20 protein-coding genes and 1 tRNA gene are annotated in these 24,724 nt (G+C 41.6%); 9 read left to right on the forward strand and 12 right to left on the reverse strand.

What is annotated here, in order from left to right:
- Positions 1–11: 11 nt before the first annotated feature.
- The 5 genes from BS636_RS00770 to sdhC form a co-directional block, all read right to left on the reverse strand.
- A complete protein-coding gene (locus tag BS636_RS00770) occupies positions 12–2,834 on the reverse strand; it encodes a 2-oxoglutarate dehydrogenase E1 component (protein WP_099339562.1) in 2,823 nt (940 codons plus the stop codon).
- 825 nt (positions 2,835–3,659) lie between these two features.
- Positions 3,660–4,370: a succinate dehydrogenase iron-sulfur subunit gene (locus tag BS636_RS00775; protein ID WP_099337080.1), complete on the reverse strand. Its 711-nt coding sequence runs from the start codon at positions 4,368–4,370 to the stop codon at positions 3,660–3,662.
- Positions 4,371–4,384: 14 nt separating this feature from the next.
- Positions 4,385–6,283 carry a succinate dehydrogenase flavoprotein subunit gene (gene sdhA / locus BS636_RS00780; RefSeq protein ID WP_099337081.1) on the reverse strand — a complete coding sequence of 633 codons (1,899 nt, stop codon included), beginning with the start codon at positions 6,281–6,283 and terminating at the stop codon, positions 4,385–4,387.
- Positions 6,284–6,295: 12 nt separating this feature from the next.
- Positions 6,296–6,658 carry a succinate dehydrogenase, hydrophobic membrane anchor protein gene (gene sdhD / locus BS636_RS00785; protein WP_099337082.1) on the reverse strand — a complete coding sequence of 121 codons (363 nt, stop codon included), beginning with the start codon at positions 6,656–6,658 and terminating at the stop codon, positions 6,296–6,298.
- Complete coding sequence (sdhC, locus tag BS636_RS00790) at positions 6,658–7,056, reverse strand: succinate dehydrogenase, cytochrome b556 subunit (protein ID WP_008301879.1); 399 nt, start codon at positions 7,054–7,056, stop codon at positions 6,658–6,660. The genes sdhD and sdhC overlap by 1 nt, the downstream gene beginning before the upstream one ends.
- A 1,004-nt stretch (positions 7,057–8,060) precedes the next feature.
- On the opposite strand from sdhC, the gene gltA reads away from it, so the two are divergent.
- From gltA to BS636_RS00805, 3 genes are all read left to right on the forward strand, one after another.
- Positions 8,061–9,335 (forward strand): citrate synthase, encoded by a 1,275-nt coding sequence (gene gltA / locus BS636_RS00795; RefSeq protein WP_099337083.1) that lies wholly within the window; start codon positions 8,061–8,063, stop codon positions 9,333–9,335.
- A 189-nt stretch (positions 9,336–9,524) separates the two neighbouring features.
- Positions 9,525–10,034, forward strand: coding sequence for a hypothetical protein (locus BS636_RS00800; RefSeq protein WP_171265973.1), 510 nt, complete (start codon positions 9,525–9,527; stop codon positions 10,032–10,034).
- A 327-nt stretch (positions 10,035–10,361) separates the two neighbouring features.
- Positions 10,362–11,987 (forward strand): NAD+ synthase, encoded by a 1,626-nt coding sequence (locus tag BS636_RS00805; RefSeq protein ID WP_099337084.1) that lies wholly within the window; start codon positions 10,362–10,364, stop codon positions 11,985–11,987.
- Positions 11,988–12,195: 208 nt separating this feature from the next.
- On the opposite strand, the gene BS636_RS00810 is transcribed toward BS636_RS00805, so the two are convergent.
- Positions 12,196–12,272: transfer RNA gene (locus BS636_RS00810), tRNA-Met, on the reverse strand.
- A 666-nt stretch (positions 12,273–12,938) separates the two neighbouring features.
- On the opposite strand from BS636_RS00810, the gene BS636_RS00815 reads away from it, so the two are divergent.
- Positions 12,939–13,385, forward strand: a complete 447-nt coding sequence (locus BS636_RS00815) for a universal stress protein (RefSeq protein ID WP_099337085.1) — start codon at positions 12,939–12,941, stop codon at positions 13,383–13,385.
- A gap of 50 nt (positions 13,386–13,435) precedes the next feature.
- Here the strand turns inward: BS636_RS00815 and BS636_RS00820 are convergent, their stop codons facing one another.
- Both BS636_RS00820 and BS636_RS00825 read right to left on the reverse strand, forming a co-directional pair.
- Positions 13,436–13,768, reverse strand: coding sequence for an MGMT family protein (locus tag BS636_RS00820; protein WP_099337086.1), 333 nt, complete (start codon positions 13,766–13,768; stop codon positions 13,436–13,438).
- A gap of 120 nt (positions 13,769–13,888) precedes the next feature.
- Entirely contained in the window at positions 13,889–15,388 is a 1,500-nt protein-coding gene (locus BS636_RS00825; protein ID WP_099337087.1) for a cation:proton antiporter, read from the reverse strand.
- Positions 15,389–15,610: 222 nt separating this feature from the next.
- On the opposite strand from BS636_RS00825, the gene BS636_RS00830 reads away from it, so the two are divergent.
- Positions 15,611–16,165: a hypothetical protein gene (locus BS636_RS00830; protein WP_099337088.1), complete on the forward strand. Its 555-nt coding sequence runs from the start codon at positions 15,611–15,613 to the stop codon at positions 16,163–16,165.
- A gap of 87 nt (positions 16,166–16,252) precedes the next feature.
- On the opposite strand, the gene BS636_RS00835 is transcribed toward BS636_RS00830, so the two are convergent.
- Together BS636_RS00835 and BS636_RS00840 are read right to left on the reverse strand one after the other, a co-directional pair.
- On the reverse strand, positions 16,253–17,155 hold the full coding sequence (locus BS636_RS00835; protein ID WP_099337089.1) for a neutral zinc metallopeptidase: 903 nt from the start codon (positions 17,153–17,155) through the stop codon (positions 16,253–16,255).
- 56 nt (positions 17,156–17,211) lie between these two features.
- The gene (locus tag BS636_RS00840; RefSeq protein ID WP_099337090.1) at positions 17,212–18,132 is read right to left on the reverse strand and encodes a DUF808 domain-containing protein; all 921 of its coding nucleotides are present in this window, start codon (positions 18,130–18,132) and stop codon (positions 17,212–17,214) included.
- A gap of 190 nt (positions 18,133–18,322) precedes the next feature.
- On the opposite strand from BS636_RS00840, the gene trpS reads away from it, so the two are divergent.
- Positions 18,323–19,336 carry a tryptophan--tRNA ligase gene (gene trpS, locus BS636_RS00845; RefSeq protein WP_071319960.1) on the forward strand — a complete coding sequence of 338 codons (1,014 nt, stop codon included), beginning with the start codon at positions 18,323–18,325 and terminating at the stop codon, positions 19,334–19,336.
- Between the two features lie 391 nt (positions 19,337–19,727).
- Here the strand turns inward: trpS and lysS are convergent, their stop codons facing one another.
- The gene (gene lysS, locus BS636_RS00850; protein ID WP_099337091.1) at positions 19,728–21,257 is read right to left on the reverse strand and encodes a lysine--tRNA ligase; all 1,530 of its coding nucleotides are present in this window, start codon (positions 21,255–21,257) and stop codon (positions 19,728–19,730) included.
- Positions 21,258–21,632: 375 nt separating this feature from the next.
- On the opposite strand from lysS, the gene BS636_RS00855 reads away from it, so the two are divergent.
- Entirely contained in the window at positions 21,633–22,148 is a 516-nt protein-coding gene (locus BS636_RS00855; protein WP_099337092.1) for a YqiA/YcfP family alpha/beta fold hydrolase, read from the forward strand.
- Positions 22,149–22,206: 58 nt separating this feature from the next.
- On the opposite strand, the gene BS636_RS00860 is transcribed toward BS636_RS00855, so the two are convergent.
- A complete protein-coding gene (locus BS636_RS00860; RefSeq protein ID WP_099337093.1) occupies positions 22,207–22,749 on the reverse strand; it encodes an adenine phosphoribosyltransferase in 543 nt (180 codons plus the stop codon).
- A gap of 499 nt (positions 22,750–23,248) precedes the next feature.
- On the opposite strand from BS636_RS00860, the gene rubA reads away from it, so the two are divergent.
- Together rubA and BS636_RS00870 are read left to right on the forward strand one after the other, a co-directional pair.
- Positions 23,249–23,413: a rubredoxin RubA gene (gene rubA, locus BS636_RS00865; RefSeq protein ID WP_004783011.1), complete on the forward strand. Its 165-nt coding sequence runs from the start codon at positions 23,249–23,251 to the stop codon at positions 23,411–23,413.
- 78 nt (positions 23,414–23,491) lie between these two features.
- Positions 23,492–24,670: an NAD(P)/FAD-dependent oxidoreductase gene (locus BS636_RS00870; protein ID WP_099337094.1), complete on the forward strand. Its 1,179-nt coding sequence runs from the start codon at positions 23,492–23,494 to the stop codon at positions 24,668–24,670.
- The last annotated feature ends 54 nt before the right edge of the window (positions 24,671–24,724 follow it).

Below are 24,724 nucleotides of genomic sequence, written 5' to 3' on the forward strand. Positions count from 1 at the left end.
AATCTCCTGGATTATTCAGCATCGATCGCTAGAGCGTCGTTAACGAGCTGAGCTTGTTGTTTTGCATGCAAATATGGTGAACCACACGCTGGTGCAGCAGAAGCTTCACGGCCAGCGTAGCTAATACGAACTTGTTTACCAGACTTCATCACATCGTCATACAGACGTGGAGCGATGAACAGCCAAGCACCTTGGTTCTTCGGTTCTTCTTGAGCCCAAACCAGTTCTTTAAGGTTTGGATACTGAGCAAGAACTTCAGCAAGACGTGCTTCTGGGTATGGATACAATTGTTCAATACGAACGATCGCAGTGTTGTTCAATTCTTTTTCACGACGTTTTTCAACTAGGTCGTAGTAAACCTTACCACCACACAGAACCAAACGAGTCACGTCTGACTTGTTGATGTTGTCCACCTCGTCGATTACAGTCTGGAATGTACCGTTTGCAAGTTCATCAAGGTTAGACACAGCTAACTTGTGACGAAGCAATGATTTCGGTGAAGTCACAATCAGTGGTTTACGGATTGGGCGAATCGCTTGACGACGTAATGCGTGGAAAATCTGCGCAGGCGTAGTCGGTGTAATCACTTGCATGTTGTCTTCCGCACATAGTTGCAGGAAGCGCTCAAGACGTGCAGATGAATGTTCTGGACCTTGACCTTCAAAGCCGTGTGGCAGAAGCATAGTCAGACCACATACACGTTCCCATTTAGTTTCACCAGATGAGATGAATTGGTCGATTACAACCTGTGCACAGTTAGCGAAGTCACCAAACTGAGCTTCCCAGATGATCAAGCTCTTAGGAAGAGTTGTCGCATAGCCGTATTCGAATGCCAATACTGCCATTTCAGACAATAAAGAGTCATAGATCGCAACGCGTGGTTGGTTTTCTTTGATGTGGCAAAGTGGAATATAAGTTGAACCATCTACCTGGTTATGCAGTTTTGCATGACGGTGTGAGAATGTACCACGACCCACGTCTTCACCAGTTAAACGAACCAGATAGCCATCATCTAGCAGTGATGCATACGCTAGAGTTTCAGCAGCACCCCAGTTCAGTGGCATTTCACCAGTCTGCATTTTCAGACGGTCGTCGATGACTTTAGAAACCTGACGTTGCATGACGAAGCCTTCTGGAAGCTCACGCATTTTTTGGCCAAGTTCTTTTAAGCGATCAAGTGAACAAGTTGTGTCCCACTCGTCTGTATATTCGTGACCCAGGTAAGGCGTCCAGTCCACAAACATTTTCTTGTTTGGTTCTAGAACAAGCGCATTGGCAACGTGTTTACCTGCTTCAAGATCTGAACGGTAGTTTTCTACCATTTGATCTGCAGTTGCACGGTCAAGGATGCCTTCTTGAACAAGTTTGTCAGCATACAAAGTACGAGTAGTCGCTTTCTTCGTAATAACTTGGTACATCAATGGCTGAGTTGCAGCTGGTTCGTCCGCTTCGTTGTGACCACGACGACGGTAACAGAACATGTCAATCACTACGTCTTTACGGAACGTATGACGGAAGTCATGAGCAAGCTGAGCAACAAACAATACAGCTTCCGGATCATCACCATTTACATGGAAGATCGGTGCCTGGATCATTTTCGCAATGTCAGTACAGTATTCTGTAGAACGCGCATCACGTGGATCAGAAGTTGTGAAACCAACCTGGTTGTTCACCACGATATGAACTGTACCACCAACGGTATAACCACGAGTCTGTGACATTTGGAAGGTTTCTTGGTTTACACCTTGACCTGCAAATGCTGCATCACCGTGAACGATGATTGGTAATACGTCATCACCACCGATGTCTTTACGACGTACTTGACGCGCACGTACAGAACCTTCAACTACAGGTCCAACGATTTCAAGGTGTGATGGGTTGAACGCCAATGCCAAGTGAACTTCGCCACCTTGAGTCATGACATTTGAAGAGAAACCTTGGTGGTATTTAACGTCACCAGAGCCTTTCTTGTTAATTGATTTACCTTCGAACTCACCGAACAGGTCAGCCGGGTTTTTACCCATGATGTTAACCAGAAGGTTCAGACGACCACGGTGTGGCATACCGATGACAACTTCTTTACAGCCAACAGAACCTGCACGTTGAATCACGGCATCAACCATCGGAATGAAAGACTCACCGCCTTCAACACCGAAACGTTTCGCACCAACGAATTTATTACCTAGATACTTTTCTAGACCTTCAGCTGCAGTCAGACGTTCAAGGACGTGTTTCTTTTGGTCTACAGAGAAGTTGAATTGACCACGTGCACCTTCAAGACGTTGTTGAATCCAACGTTTTTCTTTCGTGTCCACGATGTGCATGTATTCGGCACCGATCGAGCTACAGTAGATTGCTTCCATGGCCTGAACCATTTCACCTAAAGTCGCTTCTTCTTTACCGATTGCAAGGTTACCAGTATTGAATACGGTATCCAGATCAGACTTAGTCAGACCGTGTGCATCAAGCTCAAGGTCAAAAGCCTGCTCACGTTTTGCAAGACCTAATGGATCAAGTTTTGCTTTTTGGTGACCACGGTTACGGTAAGCCGCGATGAGTTGTAATACGCCAATCTGACGACGCTCATGCTCAGAACTTACGCTACTTTGAACAACAGGCTGAATACGGTTTGAGTTGCGACCTAGGAGAAGGAATTGCTCACGTACATTGCTGTGTGGTTGATCACCTTTAGGGAATTTATCGAAGTATGCTCTCCAGTCAGCACCCACTGAGTCTGGAGCAGTCATATACTGCTCGTAAAGTTCTTCAATATACGCTGCACTATCAGCGCTAAGTTCAGTGTCAAGACGCAGAGCGTCAGCAACTTCTTGCATTTGTGGACCCATTTCCTATTGCAAAAACATTTTCAGGATGCTTTTTAAGCAAAACCCAGGATTAGTAATGTCATATTGGTAATATGGCATTAGTCCCCCATAAGGCATAAGCCATGAGGCGTTATCACCACACCAAGAACCACTCTTGATATGTTTAATGAACAATAACGCCCCTCAGCGGCATCATCACTCATCTAATACCCGATGAATACCGGGCAATTTTTTGCAAATCGACTTAGAAAAAACAAAGGCTTAAGCTATATTTTTTCTAAAGCGACTTTAACTTACCTTTATATACCAGTCGCGCATTTTTCCGTGTTTAAAAAATGTACATTATTCCTTACATTTTTTGGATATAGTCTTGTGCTAAATGCTACCACGATCTCGACTAATCAATTGATTTTTTTGACGAGAAATGCGTGTTTTTTAGTCAAATACATCAGTCAGAAATTACTCTAACATAGGGAGCTTTAAATGAAAAACACAATCTCCGTAGACTAAAGTCCTACATCCCACTGATAAACAAAAAGAGAGTAAATCTTCCAATCCACTCCCTTTGCAATCTTGCGTTATATAATAACATTATCGGGAATATTTTTCAGTCCAGTTTTACATCTAAAAATCATAAATAAATCGAACTACATCAAAATAGTGCATAAACCTGAGTACCATGCTCTGAAATGGCTCATCCATCTTTATAATTACATTCAACCAATACTGATCACCCCTACTTTTCAGCAAGTCCTTTCATTTTCGGCGCCCATACAAAGCAAAAAGCACACCAAGTGGTGTGCTTTTTGACAAACTGTTTTTTCACAGTCTGAATTAGCCGGCCATATCTAAAAGCATGTTACGGATGTGACCGATTGCTTTAGTAGGGTTCAAGCCTTTAGGACATACAGATACACAGTTCATGATGCCTTTACAACGGAACAGCGAGAATGGGTCGTCAAGACGAGCCAAACGCTCTTGAGTTGCTGAATCACGTGAGTCAATGATAAAGCGGTAAGCATTCAACAATGCTGAAGGACCCAAGAACTTGTCAGGGTTCCACCAGAATGACGGACATGAAGTCGAACAGCATGCACAAAGAATACATTCGTACAGGCCATCAAGATGTTCACGTTCTTCAGGAGACTGCAGACGCTCTTTAGGCGGCGCAGGCTGGTTGTTGATCAAGAACGGATGGATCTTGTTGTACTGATCGTAGAACTGGTTCATGTCTACAACAAGGTCTTTAATGACTGGAAGACCTGGAAGCGGACGAATTGTGATTGTTTCTGGTAAATCATTCAGGTTCCACAGACATGCAAGACCGTTTTTACCATTGATGTTTACACCATCAGAACCACAAATACCTTCACGACATGAACGACGGAACGTTAAAGATTCGTCTTGTACTTTTAATGCTAGAAGTGCATCAAGCAACATACGATGCTTGTCAGTCAATTCCAGTTTAAAAGTTTGCATGTACGGTGCCGCATCCTTATCAGGATCGTAGCGGTAGATATTAAATGTACGAGTACCTCTACTCATCTTACTTCTCCGAATTAGAATGTACGTGGTTTAGGTGGAATTGCTTCAACCGATAATGGACGGTAACGTACTGGTTTGTACTCAAGATGGTTATCAGCAGAGAACCATAATGTGTGCTTCATCCATTCATCATCACGACGGCCATATGGGTAGTCAGCATGATCAGGTGGTAACTCGAAGTCAACAACCGTATGCGCACCACGACATTCTTTACGAGCAGCAGCTGAAATCAGTGTTGCTTTAGCAACTTCATACAAGTTTTCAACTTCTAGAGCTTCAATACGTGCAGTGTTGAATACTTTAGATTTGTCTTTCAAATGAATGTTGCGAACACGTGGTTCAATTGCAAGAATCTGTTTAACACCTTCTTCAAGAAGTGCAGATGTACGGAATACACCAGCGTGGTCTTGAACGATGTCACGAATTGCATCAGCAACTTCTTGAGCGTTTTCACCTGAAGTAGATTCGTCAAGTTTACGAATACGTGCAACAGTTTGCTCAAGTACAGTTGTAGGAAGTGGCGCGTACTCATCACCGTGGTGTTTAGTCACGTAGTCGATGATGTGTTCACCAGCTGCTTTACCAAATACAACAAGGTCAAGCAGAGAGTTTGTACCTAGACGGTTTGCACCGTGTACAGATACACATGAACACTCACCAATTGCATAGAAGCCTTTCACTGGTTTAGTGAAGTTGCGACCATCTTGGTTGGTTGAGTAAACATCATTTTCTTTGTCGTAGTGAGTAACAAGCGCTTCAGTTTCGCGAGTTTCTGGAACAACAACCTGACCATGAATGTTTGTAGGAATACCACCCATTTGGTAATGGATTGTTGGTACTACAGGAATTGGCTCTTTAGTGATGTCAACGTTCGCGAATTTCTTACCAATCTCGAATACAGATGGAAGACGTTTCATGATCGTATCAGCACCCAAGTGAGTCATATCAAGAAGGATATAATCACCTTTAGGACCACAGCCACGACCTTCTTTAATCTCTTGGTCCATAGAACGTGATACAAAGTCACGTGGAGCCAAATCTTTCAGAGTCGGAGCATAACGTTCCATGAACGGTTCGCCGTCTTTGTTACGAAGGATTGCACCTTCACCACGACAACCTTCAGTTAACAATACGCCTGCGCCCGCAACACCTGTAGGGTGGAACTGCCAGAATTCCATATCTTGTAATGGAATGCCTGCACGCGCCGCCATACCAAGACCGTCACCAGTGTTGATATAAGCGTTAGTCGATGCACGGTAAACACGACCAGCACCACCAGTAGCGAACAATGTAGCTTTCGCTTGGAATACTGCAATTTTACCAGTTTCTTGGTCAATTGCTGTAACACCAAGAACATCACCAGCTTCGTTACGGATCAGGTCAAGCGCGATCCATTCTACGAAGAATTGAGTACCCATTTTCACGTTGCTTTGATAAAGCGTGTGAAGAAGCGCGTGACCTGTACGGTCAGCTGCAGCACATGCACGTGGAACTGCTTTTTCACCGTAGTTTGCAGAGTGACCACCGAATGGACGTTGGTAAATCGTACCGTCTGCGTTACGGTCAAATGGCATACCTAAATGTTCTAATTCGTATACCACTTGCGGTGCCTCACGCGTCATGAACTCGATCGCGTCTTGGTCACCTAACCAGTCAGAACCTTTAACAGTGTCATAGAAGTGGTAGTGCCAGTTATCTTCTTGCATGTTACCAAGAGATGCACCAATACCACCCTGCGCTGCAACAGTGTGTGAACGTGTTGGGAATACTTTAGTCAGTACAGCAACTTTTAAACCAGCTTGAGCAAGTTGGTAAGATGCACGCATACCTGAACCACCACCACCAACGATGACAGCATCGAAAGTTTCGTGTGGAATATTTGTGTAATCTTCTTTAGGGTTAATTGCGCCCATGATCTCTTCCTATCAAGCCCAGAAAATCTGGATTGCCCAGATTGCGTATGCTAATACAGCGATAATCACTGCCGAAGTCAATACAATGCGTAAACCTGATGCTGATGGACCCATTTGACGAGTAGTCACGTAGTCAGTGAATACTTGCCACATACCAATCCATGCATGTGCAACAAGAGAGAATACAGCTAATAAAGACATGATCTTCATTGGTGTAGTCATCATAAAGCCGTACCACTGTTCGAAGTTGAAACCACCGTTAAGCAAAATCCAACCAAAAACGATAACAGTATAAACAGCTAATACAACCGCACTGATACGTTGAAGAAACCAATCGCGAGAACCTGAACCCGTTAAACCAGTAGCACTTTTCATTAGAGTACGATCCATACAAATGCTGCAACAATACCGATTGCAGACAAGATTAATGAAATAGTAGCTGCAGTACGGCCGCTTTGCAGTTCTTCTGCAACGCCAACGTCAGCAAGTAAATGCTTAATACCAGTAAACGTATGATAGATTAAGCCGGCTACAAATACCCATACAACAAAACGCACGATGAATCCGTTAAAGATTTCTTGCACTTGAGCAAAACCTTCAGGCGAAGACAATGACTTGTCTAAAATCCATAGAAGGACCGGTACGAGTAAAAATACGATCACACCAGAAAGACGGTGTAGAATTGATGCAATAGCCACAGGTGATTTTAAGTTTACTTCTAAAACTTGACCCATGGACAAATTGACAGGTCTGTTGCTTTTCACAGCGGGCATCCTGTAGTTAAAAACTCCATCCGGAGTTTGTTGGAATTAATTCGAAGGAAAGCTGGCATTATTTAGACAAATACATGCCTAAACGTAAAACGACACTGAATTATAAAACGCTAACTATTAAAATACAAACAACTCTCATTGGCTTTTTGGTCAAAAACCTTTTAAATAAGAATCATTAACAATAAGGTGAATCTACAATACTTAACCCCTTCCCTTTTATTTTCACTTTATATATTTGTTTTTAAATAATAAAGCTGAGTGTTTTAGTCCGATATCATCACTCAACAAAAATGCTCACTCTTTAGACTAAAGGTGAAGATTCAAGCACTTAGCCACTGATTGAAAATATCACTCAAAGTATACAGAACTCTCTATTTTATAAAGGTTTACTAAAATCCCACTAACTCGCGCAAAATCATCTCAATAAATAGTCTAATGAATAAGCTACTTAGCCAAATAATGATTCATTTCAGTATTCAGCAACTCTATTCAACTTCAAAATGTGAATAAAGTCTCAAAATAAATCGAATCGACATAATTTAATCAAGTAAAAATGAGTCATTTTTTAATCAAACGGACATTTTAAAATATTCTATTAAGCGCTTTTATTTATAAAACTTGGCAAAAATGATCAACACTTGAAAAAGCTGTAAGTAATGAAATTTATATAGTTTTAGCCGTTTCACTGTAATGAACCTGATCATTTTAAACATTTTTTTACGATTAAATGATGATGATTATTGCTACAAACAATGTATTTTTTTCTGCACCTTCTGCATGTTTTATCTTATTATAGCGCGTTGATGCTGTGATTTTAATAAAGCTTTTTATACAGAGATTATGTGACTAAGCCGCTGTGTAACGTCATTTTTTATCCATAAGTATAATTGACAAAATTTCAGTACTCACTAATCTTATAGCAAATTTTTGATCCGTCCGTTTTGTACATTAAAAGATTGATAGACAACTCGGATAAACATTCACCAGGACAGGAGATCTATTGAATGTCTGAAGCAACTGGCAAAAAAGCCGTTTTACAGCTTGATGGCAAACAAATTGAACTACCAATTTACAGCGGCACATTGGGCCCAGATGTAATCGACGTTAAAGATGTGTTGGCTGCAGGTCACTTTACTTTTGATCCTGGTTTCGTATCTACAGCGGCGTGTGAATCTAAAATTACATTCATCGATGGTGGTAAAGGCGTTCTTTTACACCGTGGCTACCCAATCGACCAGTTAGCGACTAAAGCAGACTACCTAGAAACTTGCTACCTTCTTCTAAATGGCGAGCTTCCAACTGCTGAACAAAAAGTTGAATTTGACGCTAAAGTACGTAACCACACAATGGTTCACGACCAAGTTAGCCGCTTCTTCAATGGTTTCCGTCGTGACGCGCATCCTATGGCGATCATGTGTGGTGTTGTTGGTGCGCTTTCTGCGTTCTATCACAACAGCCTTGACATCGAAAACATCGACCATCGTGAAATCACTGCGATTCGTTTGATCGCTAAAGTGCCTACACTGGCTGCTTGGACTTACAAATATACAGTTGGTCAACCGTTCGTTTACCCACGTAACGATTTGACTTACGCGGAAAACTTCCTGTACATGATGTTTGCTACTCCTGCAGACCGTGACTACAAAGTTGACCCAATTCTTGCGAAAGCAATGGACCGTATTTTCACGCTTCATGCTGACCACGAACAAAACGCGTCTACTTCTACAGTACGTCTAGCTGGTTCTACTGGTGCTAACCCGTATGCATGTATCGCTGCTGGTATTGCGGCTCTATGGGGTCCTGCTCACGGTGGTGCAAACGAAGCTGTTCTTAAGATGCTTGATGAAATCGGCACTGTAGAAAACGTTGCTCCGTTCATGGAAAAAGTGAAAACTAAAGAAGTTAAACTGATGGGCTTCGGTCACCGAGTTTACAAAAACTTCGATCCACGTGCGAAAGTAATGAAAGAAACTTGCGACGAAGTGTTAACTGCACTTGGTATCAACGATCCACAGCTTGCTCTTGCTATGGAACTTGAACGTATCGCACTTTCTGATGACTACTTCATCAAACGTAACCTTTACCCTAACGTAGACTTCTACTCAGGTATCATCCTTAAAGCGATTGGTATCCCAACAGAAATGTTTACTGTAATCTTCGCTCTTGCACGTACAGTTGGTTGGATCAGCCACTGGTTAGAAATGCACAGCGCACCTTACAAAATCGGTCGTCCTCGTCAGCTTTACACTGGCGAAACTCAACGCGATATCGTTCGTTAATTCGAACCGCGTCGAAAGACCCAAAAAACCACCCTTTCGGGTGGTTTTTTTTATTTCTTCAAAAAATATCAAGAACAGCAGTAGCAAATAAGTAACTGGCTTATTGAGCAAATGGCGTGATAAAGATGCTTACAAACACAAGCCTACAATCCCGTTATAATTAGATCATTCCAAATATTCGTCATGACTATGTCCTACCGTCTTTTATTCTTGTTGTTAAGACTGATCCGATTTCCGCAATTTAAGTGCCGTCATCTGACCGAAGGCGAAATCCAGATGTGTCGTTCCGTATTTGGCGACCAGATTGATTACAGCAAAGTGCATGTCATGAATCATCCTTTCTTGCCTTGGCAACCGAAACATATTCTAATGGCACCTACGGGATATGTTCATGTACGCAATGTACTTTTTAAAGAGGATTATTCCAAAGAGACTGCAAGTTACCGCGCGGTGTTTATTCATGAGATGACGCATATTTTCCAGCATCAGCGTGGTATTAATGTGGTACTACGTGGAGCAATATTACAGACCGCTTATTTTTTAAGTTTTGGTCGTTATGATCCTTATAAATATTCCTATATTCCTGGCAAATCTTTCTGGAGCTACAATATTGAACAGCAAGGTGATATCGCACGTGATATTTACCTCAAAAAGCTGCCAAATATTATTCAAGAACTGGATGAGCTGCGAGTACGCTAAAATCTTCATATATAAAACATCGCGCTCGATCTGGGCAGATTCGATACAAAACAATATGTGTTCGTTTTATTTTTAATGATCCAGTTGCATATCAACACTAAATCTATGCAAACAACGCTAGCATCTGCTTCAAATTTCGATAGAATAACTAATGTCTGATATTTTCTTTCCAAAAATGAGATTAAGTATCAAGCTTTTATTATTGTGTTTAAGTTTTTAGCCATTTGGCATTATGTAAGTACCAGATTGCACTCGACTAAATAACTATAATTTTAAATAACAGTCGATTAGTGCAAAAAAATCTATCAGGATTAGGATTTAGTTGGAATGAAAAGTTTTAAAATTGCCCTTGCTCAATTCTCTCCACATGTTGGCAATATCGACGCAAATACGCAAAAAATGATCGAACAAGCCGAACTGGCTAAAAAAGACAATGCTGACCTGATTATCTTTCCAGAACTTTCGACTCTCGGCTACCCTGCAGATGACTTAATTCTGCGTCCAAGTTTGACCAAACGTACCCAACAGGCATTTGATCAACTGGCACAAGTTAAAGACATCGTGATGGTATTTGGTTTTGTCAATCAAACTGAAGATGGTCAGCGTTATAACTCTGCTGCGGTGATGAAAGACGGTCAGGTATTGGGGATCTATAATAAACAGACCCTACCAAACTATGCCGTTTTTGATGAAAAGCGTTATTTCAATGAAGGTCATCAACATCTGGTATTTGAATACCTCGGTCATAAATTTGGTGTGCTGATCTGTGAAGATGTATGGTCGCTAAACGTTGTTCAACAGCTGGCTCAGTTGAATGTTGATACTGTAGTAGTACTGAACTCTTCTCCATATGAAGTCGGTAAGCCACAACACCGTATTGAAACCATGGCGGCGCTGGTTAAACAGCTCAACATCAACTTGGTGTACTGTAACCAGGTCGGTGGTCATGACGATCTAGTTTTCGACGGTACCAGTTTCGTACTGAATAAATCTGGTGAAGTTGCACTACAAGCAGCAAGCTTCCAGGAAAATCTGTACATTGCTGAATATGATGCTGCCAACCTTGAATTTAGCAAAACATCTATTACCCCAGCGTTAGACACCATGGCAGAGATTTATCAGAGCCTAGTGGTTGCGACACGTGACTACGTACAACGCTCTGGTTTCCCAGGTGTGATTCTAGGTTTGTCTGGTGGTATTGACTCTGCATTGACACTTGCTATTGCTGTAGATGCCCTTGGTGCAGATAAAGTTCAAGCGGTGATGATGCCATATACCTATACGGCTCAAATCAGTGTAGAAGATGCAGCTGAACAGGCGAAAACACTGGGTGTAACTTTCGGCATTGCCGAAATTAACCCTATTGTGAATGGTTTTCTGCAAACCTTGTACCCATTCTTCGGTGATGCACCAGTGGATGCAACTGAAGAGAACTTACAAGCTCGTTCACGCGGTACATTACTCATGGCATTGTCGAATAAATTTGGCAATCTGGTACTGTCGACTGGTAACAAGTCAGAAGTAGCTGTGGGTTACTGTACACTTTACGGTGACATGGTCGGTGGCTTCTCTGTACTGAAAGATGTGTATAAAACCATTGTATTTGAACTGGCAAAATACCGTAACAGCATTGCAGACAAACCTGTGATTCCTGAGCGTGTAATTACCCGCCCACCTTCAGCAGAACTGCGTCCAGATCAAGTGGATCAGGATTCATTACCGCCATATGATGTTCTGGATGCCATCCTTTACTCTTATATCGAAGAAGATATGAGCCAAGACGACATTATTGCCAAAGGCTTTGAAGAAGAAGTGGTCAAACGTGTAATTCGTCTGGTGGATGTGAATGAATACAAACGCCGTCAAGGTGCGATTGGTCCTCGTATCAGTTCACGCGCTTTCAGCCGCGAACGTCGCTACCCAATCGTAAATGGATGGAAAGCAGGCGTTTAATTTAGCCCTGTTGATCTAGAAAAACGCCTAAGTCTGTTTAGGCGTTTTTTTATTTGCATTGATTTAAATGAAAGCTATAACCCGAACAGATTTATAAGTAAATATCGGAATATTTCAATTAACAAGAATAGTGCAACAGTTTTATAGATTTAAATATATTTATTTGGCACAAAAAAAGAGACCAAGCTGAGAGCTTGGTCTATAAAAATGGTGGCTATGACGAGACTTGAACTTGTGACCCCCGCATTATGAGTGCGGTGCTCTAACCAACTGAGCTACATAGCCGTAAACTGTGTGCGCATTATCGTAACTTCCGCATCCCTCGTCAAGCATTTTAATTCACAAATGTTCAGTCTTTATGCAAATGTGTAAAAATCATATAAAAATTAAACAAAAACATCGATTTATTGGTTATTTTTTATTTTAAAAATTTAAATACTTTCTCTTATTAATTTTTAGTAAGCGATTTAATTAAATAGAATCTTAGCAATTTCATTAACATGGCTTAATTTACTTTTTGCCATCCCTCGATTTTTCCCTCTACCCTTTTTTATTATTAAAAAAATATTTTTATAGACTGAATATCACTACATGTGGTCAAACTTACCTTGAGAAATGCTGAGCAAAAATCTAATTATTTTGCTTTCAAGTTTTTTTATCAGTCGTTGTTCTTCAATATTTTTTAAATTCTTCAGGAAAATAGAGAGTTAGACGTTTAAGAATTAGAGAATTTAACTATTTGATAAATTCTTATGGAGAGCCCTCTTAATTAAGAGATAAATAGAATGAATTTTCACCCAGTAATACGTTTCATCTTCTTATAATTCCTACGAATTTAGCTGGTTTTATTTCTTTGTAATAGGGTATATGATCAAACTATAAGCAAGAGATTTTTAGCCCGGAAAACCGGTTCATAACTATAAATGCATTACTTCCGTAAGGAGATTTATTATGGCTTTTCAACATATTTTAGTTCCAATTGATGGTTCAGAAACTTCCTATGCAGCTGTAAACCAAGCAGTAGAGCTAGCGAAGACGTTTAACGGTAAGATCACTGTGGTTCAGGTGATGACTTTAGACCCTTATATTGCTGCTGAATATATTACTGCAGCACAAACCAATGATTTAATCGAACGTGCACGTGTTGCAATCCAGCAAAATCTGGATGAAGCGAAAAAACGTTTTGAAACTGCCGGTGTGCAGGTCGATACCCAGTTACTTGAAGGGCAAGTCGTGAATACCGAGATTGCCAAAGCAGCTAAAACTTTGGGTGCTGACTTAATTGTGATTGGCTCACATGGCCGCACTGGCTTCAAGAAATTCTTCCTTGGCAGCGTGGCACAAAGCATTCTAGGTCAGTCCGATGTTCCAGTACTTGTGGTACGTGGCAAAGCATAAATTCATCTCTTTGCTTCCTCAAAATACCTCATGTCCGCATGGGGTATTTTTTATTGAGTTATGCCATCCCATTGGTACAGTTTCAGGTTAACTTTATCCCCAATAACTGCTATGCCTTCTTGTATTAATTTAGCGGTCTGAATATTCATGCCGTGCTCATCCAGTCTATGCACACTAATTTTACCATGGGAATTAATCACCCGATACCACGGCAGGTCTGATGATTCATCCATATCCCTAAGTACTCGTCCAACCAGACGTGCATGGCGTGGCAATCCTGCCAGTCTCGCGACCTGACCATAACTTGCGACTTTACCCTGTGGGATCAAGGCAATTACGCTGAGAATCATTTGAGCAAGTTCATCACTGGGTCTAGCAGTCATTGTAAATAAATCCATTTAAACTGTTTTGATCATAATGTCTTGGTTCAAACTCGCCAAGTTAAGTCCCAAAAAATAAAAAAGAGAATCCGAAGATTCTCTTTTTTAAATGATACAAATCTTTTAGAAGTTGTCCGGATTTTCCAGACGTTTCACTTCATGCACTTTTTCAGGATTATGCACTGCCGCTACACCATCTTCATCTTTTTCATCAATTAAACTTTCAGGCTTATACACCGTAATAATTTCATTACCATTAGCATCTTCACCAATAATGTACTGGAAACCCTTGCGGTTCATCTTATGGCACATACGTTGATACCAGCCTTTCCAACCTTCCTTCTCTTCATGCGGGTTGTAATAGAAGGCATTCATCACAGCTGGGAGCCCCAGACCACAGACCACACCCGATAACAACACCACAATAAAGGTATAGCCGACCAGAATACTGCTGTATTCTTCCAGTTGCGGAACATTGGCAACGGCTAAGATCAATGCCAAGGAAATCCCGCCACGTACACCGCCCCACGACAGAATGGCGAGGCTACCGTTATAACGTTTTCTGCGCAGATGCGGGAACATAGAGAAAGACAGGAAGTTTGCTGCAAAGCGCGCCACATGTAGAATAATAAAGGCTACGATCCCGCCCAGAATCAGACTGGTACTTAGGTCCAGAATAAATAGTTCCAGACCAATCAGGGTAAACAGGAAGGAGTTAATAATCCCTTCAACTGTATGCCAAAAATGGTTGACGTCGCCGATATCAGCATCAGCCAGAATTTCCTTCCATTTATTACCAACAATCAGACCGCCAATTACACAGGCAATTGGTGCGGAAGCATGCGCCAGCAAGGCGATCAGATATGAACCACAAGCTAACAATGCAGTGGTCAGAATCAGGGATTCCATCTCATGCTTACCACGCAGAATGCGTAGAATCGCCCAGCCAAATACCACACCAATAAAGACTGCTACGACAATTTCGTAGAGCAGTGTTTGTAGCACACCCAATAAGGTAAAGTTCTCACCCTGCAATACATTTAACAAGGTCATGAATAAGGCAATACACATGGCGTCGTTAAATAGCGATTCACCTTCCAGCTTCACCATCAAGTGATGCGGCGCACGAACTGAGCTGAGCACACCTTTAATCCCGATTGGATCTGTTGCACCCAATGCAGCACCTAGTAATAGCAGCACCAATAGATCAACATGCTTACCAATTAGGAACTGATAGCCATACAAGACTAAACCGAAAAAGACGGCACAAAATACCAGTGCCAGACTGGCTAGAATTCCAATTGGGCGCCAGTGATTACGCAAATCAGATACCTTAAATTTCAGCGCAGATGAGGTCAAAATAAAACAAATAACCCCATTGATCAGGAAATCATAGAAATCGATATGCCGGACTGCACTTTCAATATTGGCAATATTGATACTGAAAAAAGGATTGCCATGCAGCAGACTCGCGCCCCACTGCAGGATAAAGACGAAAATTGCAGAGACAATCGGAACACCAATCGCTTGAGGAAAACCCAGTACCCTTTTATTAAATAATGTCGTGGCAATGGATAATGCAAAAACAACAGTCAAAAGTTGTAAGAAAAAGAAATTGCCCATGGGTTCCCTTAAAGTACGACTCATTCCCGAAAATGAGTCCTTTGGCTTATTTAAAAATAAAATATCAAATGAAGAGGTATTTCCGGATGAAATAAGTTTAATCCTGTTTATTTTGCTTTTAAGTTAAGTTTCTTTTCAATAATTTTAAATGGTGAATTATCATACAATTTCATAGTACCGCTTTGCTGTATTCTTTTACTAGCTCTTCTGAATCCTTCTCCCATGCATCAAACCGTTAAAATTATTTTTCGTCTTTTCCTTGCTACGGTGATTTTCCTGGTCACTATTGCACTGTGCTTCACCTGTTTTGCCAAAATTCAGGAGATCATGCAGGCTGAGCAACATTATCAGCAAGGCAAGTCTTTGAGCCTGATCAGCTCACCAGAGCAGCAATATGTTTTGCTGTCCAATAACCAGAAACCAGATAATGCAGTTTTTGTCCTGATTGCTGGGAATGGCTATATTTCTAAAAGTAGTTGCAATCACTATACAGCCTTATGTAGTGATGACATCAATCAGTCACATACTCGTCAGATTGAACAGGTAAAACTGTTTAAAGCTGGTGAATTTTCTTATATTGAGCAGGTTAAATATAAAGACAGCCGTACCGGTCAGGTTTCAGAATTTTCCTATTCCCAAAATGAGATCCAGCAGTTTTATCAGCAGGACGTTTCTGGGCTGAAATATGTGGTATTTGGCATTAGCTTATTTGCTTTGGCTGCGTTATTTGTCAGCTTTAAGCTGATCAGAAATTTCCGCCGTTTTTTAAATAAATAAATTTTACGATGACGAAGAAAAAGGAGCAACTGCTCCTTTTTTTCATTTCATTTTGCAGTTCAAATTTGGCTAAGTACTTTTAAGGTATTAAATACCCTTATTGAAAGTATCACATTCAGCCATTTGACCAGACTTTAAGCCAGTATTAAACCATTGTACCCGCTGTGCACTGGTACCGTGGGTAAAGCTGTCTGGCACCACATGCCCTTGAGCTTTTTTCTGCAGGTAGTCATCACCGATTTTATGCGCTGCATCCATGGCTTCTTGTACATCACCCTGCTCAAGGAACTGGGTACGTTCATGGTTATGATAGGCCCACACCCCAGCCAGACAGTCCGCTTGTAGCTCCTGATACACTGACAGCTGATTCGCTTGCGCCTTGGTTGCTTGCTGGCGTGCCTGCTGTACCTGAGAAGAAATACCTAAGATGGTCTGGATATGATGACCAACTTCATGTGCCACAACATAGGCTTGTGCAAAGTCACCGGCTTGGTCGTTACGTGACAGCTCTGTTGAATTCTGCTCACCACTGATGCCCATCTGGCTACGCATATCCCTAAAGAAAGTGGTATCGATATACACTTTCTGGTCAGCCGGACAATAGAATGGTCCCATCGCTGATTGCGCTGCGCCACAACCTGAGTTCACCACCCCACTAAAAAGCACTAACTTTGGCGGTGTATATTGCTGATTCAGCTGCTGCTGGAACACTTGTGACCAGGTATCTTCTGTATCAGCAAGAACCGTTCCGACAAAATCGATTGCTTCTTGCTGCTCTGGGGTAGGATTTTCCAGACCGCGTGTTTCAGCGCTAGAAACACCTTGAGTCACCTGCTTGGTGGCTTGATAGGCTTGTTGTGGATCCACGCCAAAAAATTTCCAGGCAACAAAGGCTACAATCAGGCCAAGGATACTAATACCACCCGCTTTGGCGCCGCCCCCTCGGCGGTCTTCTACATTGCTACTTACACGACGACCTTTCCAGCGCATAGTAAAATTCCTTATTGTTTAATTTCAACTTATTTGAACAAGTTTTTGGATTATGCTTATTTCGATTTTGCTCTGATCTTTTGAATGAAGCCAATCACTATAAACACCACAAGTCCTGCAATAAAACCAATCACCAAGTTAATAAACGTTGGTGTCACTGCACCTACAATGCTACCCATAGTCGGAATATGCTCAACATATTCGACTGAATCTTCAGTGAAATGATGAAACCATGGAATAGTATGCGCAATAATCCCGCCACCCACCAGAAACATGGCAATCGTTCCAACAATGGTCAGCGTTTTCATCAGCTTTGGGGCAAATGCTAGCAGACCACGCCCGACGCTTTGTTTAAAACTGGATGCCTGCTCGGTTAAGTACAGTCCTACATCATCAATTTTCACAATCATGGCGACAAAGCCATATACGCCGATCGTCATGACCACAGCAATCGCTGAAAGCACCATCACCTTGGTCGTGAAAGCTGCTGCTGCCACGGTACCCAAGGAAATCACGACAATTTCAGCAGACAAAATAAAGTCGGTACGAATAGCGCCCTTAATTTTATCTTTTTCAAATTGCTTCAGATCTGTTTCAATTGCAGTTAACTCTGCTTCAGCCGCTTCTTCGGTCTTGGCCTTTCTATGCTTGAGACTATGCAGTACTTTTTCCACGCCTTCATAACACAGAAACAGGCCACCGATCATCAACAAAGGATTAATCAGCCATGGCGCAACCACACTGATCAGTAAGGCTAAAGGAACAAGAATGAGTTTATTGACGAAAGAGCCTTTTGCTACGCCCCACACCACAGGTAGTTCACGTTCTGCACGCACCCCACTTACCTGCTGAGCATTGAGTGCCAGATCATCCCCCAATACCCCAGCTGTCTTTTTTGCCGCCACTTTACTCATGACTGCAACGTCGTCCAGAACCGTGGCAATATCATCCAATAATATTAGTAAGCTACTCGCCATTCTTGTTATTCCTTATAAATCTAGAATTATTCTAATCAAAAAGCTGCTCAAAGATTGTATTTACTTCTTTAATTTCAGAGATTTTTTATTACTGTGATTTATTGTGACTGACATTCAAAAACAGAATGCCGTACAATGTTGCGATCCTAAAAAATTTGAATGTAGTACGACTACTGTTTTGGAATAGATAATGAGTAATCAAGATAATCGTCCAGTGATCTTGACTGGCGACCGTCCTACCGGACAACTTCACCTCGGTCACTTTGTTGGTTCATTACGCTCTCGCGTAGGTTTACAGGATTCTCACCATCAACATCTTTTGTTGGCGGATGCGCAGGCCCTGACAGACAATGCGGACAACTTCGAAAAAGTACGTCGTAATATTATTGAAGTGGCAACAGATTATCTTGCAGTGGGTATTGATCCGACTAAAACCACCATTTGTGTTCAGTCTTGCTTGCCTGCGCTGAATGAACTGACCATGCTTTACCTCAACTTCGTGACTGTTTCCCGTCTTGAGCGTAACCCAACCATTAAATCTGAAATTCAGATGCGTGGCTTCGAGCGTGATATTCCAGCAGGTTTCTTGTGCTATCCAGTAGCGCAAGCAGCAGATATTACTGCATTTAAAGCGACTGTAGTTCCAGTCGGTGAAGATCAGATTCCAATGATCGAACAGACCAACGAAATCGTTCGTCGTCTGAACCGTCAAGTCGGTCGTGAGCTGCTTCCTGAATGTAAAGCATTATTGTCTAATGTTGGTCGTCTACCTGGTTTTGACGGCAAGGCGAAAATGTCTAAATCTTTAGGCAACACCATTGTGCTAGATGCATCTGACAAAGACATCAAGAAAGCAGTGAATGCGATGTACACGGATCCGAACCACCTACGTATTGAAGATCCAGGTCAGGTTGAAGGTAACGTGGTATTTACTTATCTCGATGCATTCGATACCAATAAAGAAGAACTGGAAGAACTGAAAGCACACTACCGCCGTGGTGGTTTGGGTGATGGTACAGTGAAAAAACGTCTTGAAGGTATTCTAAAAGAATTGATCGGTCCAATCCGCGAGCGTCGTATGGAATTGTCTAAAGATCCTGACTACATCATGGATGTATTGAAAACTGGTACAGATAAATGCCGTGATATTACACAAGCGACTTTAGATGAAGTGAAAACCGCACTCGGTGTGTTCCACTTCTAATTATTGAATAAATCTTAAAAAGCCCTTCACATGAAGGGCTTTTTTTGTCGATTTTCTACATAGTTGGTCCATATTTGGTTTTTTCTGTCACACAAACGTAGAAATACTTACTTTAGTTAACAGCTCTTTACACGTTTACCAATGTAAAAATAGGAATGCAGTTTTAATATGAAAACATATTCAGGAAGCAGCAAGAAACATTCTCCACAGTTTGACTTGCAACAAGTTTTTCCTTTTTCTACGCAATGACAACCCCAATCATTGCGTTTTTTTTGTCTGCAATTTTTATAAAAAACTATTCTAGCCCAGACTGTCCTTTAACAATGTTTTGCTTATGTAGTAAAAAGCAGCCAATAAAAAACCCGCAACATGTGCGGGTTTTTTCTAACACTTAAGCGTGTTTATGACGCATATGTGGGAACAGAATTACGTCACGGATACTTGGTGCATTAGCAAAGATCATTACCAGACGGTCAATACCGATACCCTCACCTGCTGTTGGAGGTAAGCCGTATTCCAGTGCTTCAATGAAATCTGCATCGTAGTGCATTGCTTCATCATCACCCGCATCTTTCTCAGCAACCTGTGCCTGAAAACGTTCAGCTTGGTCGATCGGGTCATTTAATTCTGAGAAGCCATTTGCCAGCTCACGACCACCGATAAAAAATTCAAAACGGTCAGTGATGTGTGGATTGTCATCATTACGACGAGCCAGTGGAGAAGTTTCCGCTGGATATTCAGTAATGAATGTTGGCTGACGTAGTTTAGTTTCTACAGTTTCTTCAAACACGATGGTTTGCAGTTTGCCCAGACCAAAACCTGGTTTTACCTGTTCTTTCAGCTCTTCCTGAACATATTTCGCCAGGAATTCACGGTCACCAACATTTTCAGGCGTGAACTGTGGATTGTGCTCAAGAATCGCATCAAACATTGAAATTTTCTTGAATGGACCTTTGAAGCTAAATACTTCTTCGCCATAAGGCACATCAGTTGTACCCAGAATATCCAGTGCCAGTTTTTCCAGCATTTGCTCAGTCAGTTCCATCAGGTCTTTGTAATCCGCATACGCCTGGTAGAACTCGATCATAGTGAATTCTGGGTTATGACGAGTTGAAACACCTTCGTTACGGAAGTTACGGTTAATCTCGAACACACGCTCAAAACCGCCGACAACCAGACGTTTCAAATAAAGCTCAGGTGCAATACGCAAGAACAATGGCATATCTAATGCATTGTGATGCGTTTCAAATGGACGCGCAGAAGCACCACCTGGAATTACATGCATCATTGGTGTTTCCACTTCCATATAACGTTTTTCAGTCAGGAAGTTACGGATACCAGCAACTACTTTCGCGCGAATTTCAAAAGTCTTACGTGTTTCTTCGTTCACGATCAGGTCAAGATAACGCTTACGATACTTCACTTCTGTATCTGTCAAGCCGTGAAACTTGTCTGGAAGTGGACGAAGTGATTTAGTTAATAATTCAAATTGTTCGATGTGAACATACAGATCGCCTTTACCAGAACGACCGATATAACCTTCAACGGCAATGATATCGCCTAGGTCTAGACCTTTGATCGTTGCAAGGACTTCAGCATCTAATTCTTTACGAGGAACATAAAGCTGAATACGGCCAGTCATGTCTTGGATCACGATGAATGAACCACGGTTCAACATCACACGACCCGCAACTTTTACATGAACGTGTTCGCCTGATTCAATTTCTTCTTTTGATTGGTCAGCGAACTGATCTTGAAGATCTTGCGCATAGTGCTCGCGCTTGAAGGTATTCGGCCACGGGCTCTTACCGCTTTCCTTGGCGTGATCTTCGATTTGCTTTAACTTGGCATGACGCTGTGCAATTAAATCGTTTTCGGAAATGATTTGTTCAGAAGTCGATTGAGCGTTAGTTTGCGTCATCTCTGCCTCGAATAAGATTAGTTAAAAAATAGAAGGTGCATACAATAGCAGATTTTGCAGTTAAATCGTAGCGTCAAGCAGCATCTGTACTCGCTTTTCTTTTCAAATATCTTAGGAACTCGTAAATTACACTTTTAGGCAAAGCCTGCAACGGCTTACCAGCCTAGAGATCCGCAATTTTTATTGACCAATTAATCAAAAAATAACGTTTTAATATCAATTCCTTTACAGAAGCTCTCATTCTTTTTGACTAAGGTCTGCTTGGACTAAAGTCTTTAGACCAAATGCTAACTTCATTCCTTTTCTAGAAGTTCTACAATGCACTCTGACGCAAATCATTGCGGGACCATAAAACGAACGAATACGACGACCCTAATGAGCCAATGCACTTCAAAAATCCTATTTATTCATGGACTTGATTCTTCAAAAGAATCGACTAAATTCCATGCCATTGATGCAGAACAAAAATATTGCATCGATGTGGATTATCGCAACCTCAATTATGTGACTGTAGCTGAATTTTATAGCGAAATTATTGAGAAGATTCAGCCAGACATTCTGGTTGGACATAGTCTGGGTGGCTATTGGGCACTAAAAATGTCACAACAACACCATATTCCTTGTGTGATTGCCAATCCAAGCCTGAACCCGAATTTCCGTGAAGACTATCCGGCGATTTGTGATGATGATTTACAGCATGACATTCCACAATTTGCCTATATTGAACTAGGTGATGAAATGCTGGACATGCATGCAGTGCAGTCACAACTGGAAGATTATATGCAGGTAGAAGCTGTTGCTGGTGGTCATCATCGACTGGAACATCCTGAAAAGATCAATCCGCTGATTCTGCAAATTGAACAGCTTCTTCATAATAACTACATCATATAAAACTGACAGTTATAAAAAAGCCCCACATTGAGCAGGGCTTTTTATTCATCTTTTACGCTTAAGCTGCATTAGCTTCAGGCTTAGATTTGTCATCTAATACAGACCAGATATTCAGACCAAGATCACCATGCAAATCAGGTAAATCAAGGAAAATGCTTGCACCTAGAACTTCGTGATTGCATTTCTTCGCCAGCTCATTCACAGCTTTCAATGTACCGCCAGTTGCCAGTACGTCGTCTACAATAATTACTTTTTGTGATTGAACTTCAGCAGACATTTCCAGACGGTCCAGGCCGTATTCCAAGCTATAACCCACGCCAACCACTGGAGGTGGTAATTTACCCGCCTTACGAACCAATAATAGGCCTTTGCCAGTACGCTGCGCCAACAGGCTAGCCAATACAAAGCCACGTGCTTCAACAGCAATAAAGCTATCTACTTCTGCCAGTTTTTCAGCAGGAATGCTCGCAATCAAAGCATCAGTTAATGGACCAATGTTATTCATGAAAAGTGGGGTTAAGTCAAAGAAACAAATACCCGGCTTTGGAAAATCCTGGACAGTACGAATGTGAGACCACAATGAAGTAGACATATTGCTCATGGGAGATCGTTAGATAAGAAAAAGGAACAGGCGAATTTTAAACTTAATTACGACTAAAGGATAGGGAAAATTGAGTACTATTTCAGCGCCACCTGTCTTGACATTTTAGTATTTATTTTTATTTCAGCTATTTATAACAGGGATTTTTCATAAAAATTTTAATAGATGGTTTAAAACCATAATCCTCCACCCTACAGGAAAATATTTTTTTATTTCATTCATCGTCAGAAAAAAAATAAGCTCTCGTTTATTTGTAGAAATAGAATCTTGTTCCAGCAGATTTAAATCAATAAAAAGCTTGATTAAATGACATTTTCTGGCCTGTATCACTATTCTGCTTTTAATTTCGCTGTTTAAACTGTTATCTACTTTACTTTCCGGACAGAACTGCGTAAAAATTTAGCCAAATATGTCCGCTGTTAAATGCCATATTATTAGAGTCTTGCCTGTTTAGGATTATTGAGCCAGCTCCAATATTCGCTGGTTTTTGGAGAGTTACATGAAAAAATATCAATGCATCGTTTGTGGATGGATTTACGACGAAGCTGAAGGCTGGCCGCAGGACGGTATCGTACCTGGCACCAAGTGGGAAGATATTCCAGATGACTGGACTTGCCCAGACTGTGGCGTTTCTAAAGTCGATTTTGAAATGATCGAAATCTGATTTCGCTCAGACAAAGGCCATATTGAGTGGTCTTTTTTTATGCCCTTCTACAATCTATAAAAAAGCATGGAGTTAAATATGCACCCTATCGTCATTATTGGTTCAGGTATGGCAGGCTATGCTGTCGCACGCGAATTTCGCAAGCTTAATCCAGACCATGAACTAGTTATGATTTGTGCCGATGATGCGACCAACTACGCGAAACCGACACTTTCCAATGCTTTAGTGGGCAAAAAAGCACCTGAAAATATTGCCTTAGGCGATGCTGCAAAAATGGCGGCTCAGTTAAATATGCGTATTGAAACACATAGCTGGGTCAAAACCATTGATGCGGTTGCACATGAACTGACTGTTGTAAAAGATCAGGCTGAGCATAAACAGATGTATTCAAAACTGGTTCTTGCGGTGGGTGCACAGCCAGTTCGTCTGGCCATTTCCGGTGATGGCAGTGATGACATTCATGTGGTCAACAACCTGACTGACTATAAAGCTTTCCGTGCCAGTCTGGAAAAACGTGAAGATAAGCGCGTGGTAATTTTAGGTGCAGGCCTGATTGGCTGTGAATTTGCCAATGACCTGCAAAACACCGGTCATCAGGTAACTGTCATTGACCTGGCACCGCAACCTTTAGCGCGTTTACTGCCAGCACACGTTGCAGATGCTTTTCAGCAAAATCTGGAAGAAACGGGTATCAACTTTGTATTAGGTACAACTGTTGAGAAAGTCTCTAAAGTTGAAAATGGTGACTATCTGGTAACTTTAGCCAATGGTCAGTCTGTCATTGCTGATGTAGTTCTGTCTGCGGTGGGCTTACAGCCAAATGCATCAGTTGCGAAAGAAGCTGGTATACAGATCGGTCGCGGTATTCTGACCAATAGCCAGTTAGAAACTAATCTGGCGGATATTTTTGCTGTCGGTGACTGTGCTGAAGTTAATGGAACTTTATTGCCTTATGTGATGCCGATTATGCAGCAGGCTCGTGCGCTGGCTAAGACCTTAAATGGTGAAACTACAGCAGTCCATTACCCAGCGATGCCAGTCGCAGTAAAAACTCCTGCAGCACCACTGACTGTACTGCCTGCACCAGCGAATGTTGATGTAACTTGGGACACCGAAGAATTTGAAGATGGCATGATTGCCAAAGCTACAGATGCTGAAGGAACTTTACGCGGTTTTGTGCTCTTAGGGGCGACAGCAGGGAAACAACGTCTTACTTTGACTAAGCAGGTTCCTGACTTGATTCCTGTATCAGTTTAAGGTTTAAATACAAAGGACATTCTTTGTACAGTACAGAATGTCCTTTTATAGGGA

The organism is Acinetobacter sp. LoGeW2-3, assembly GCF_002688565.1.
Taxonomy (GTDB): domain Bacteria; phylum Pseudomonadota; class Gammaproteobacteria; order Pseudomonadales; family Moraxellaceae; genus Acinetobacter.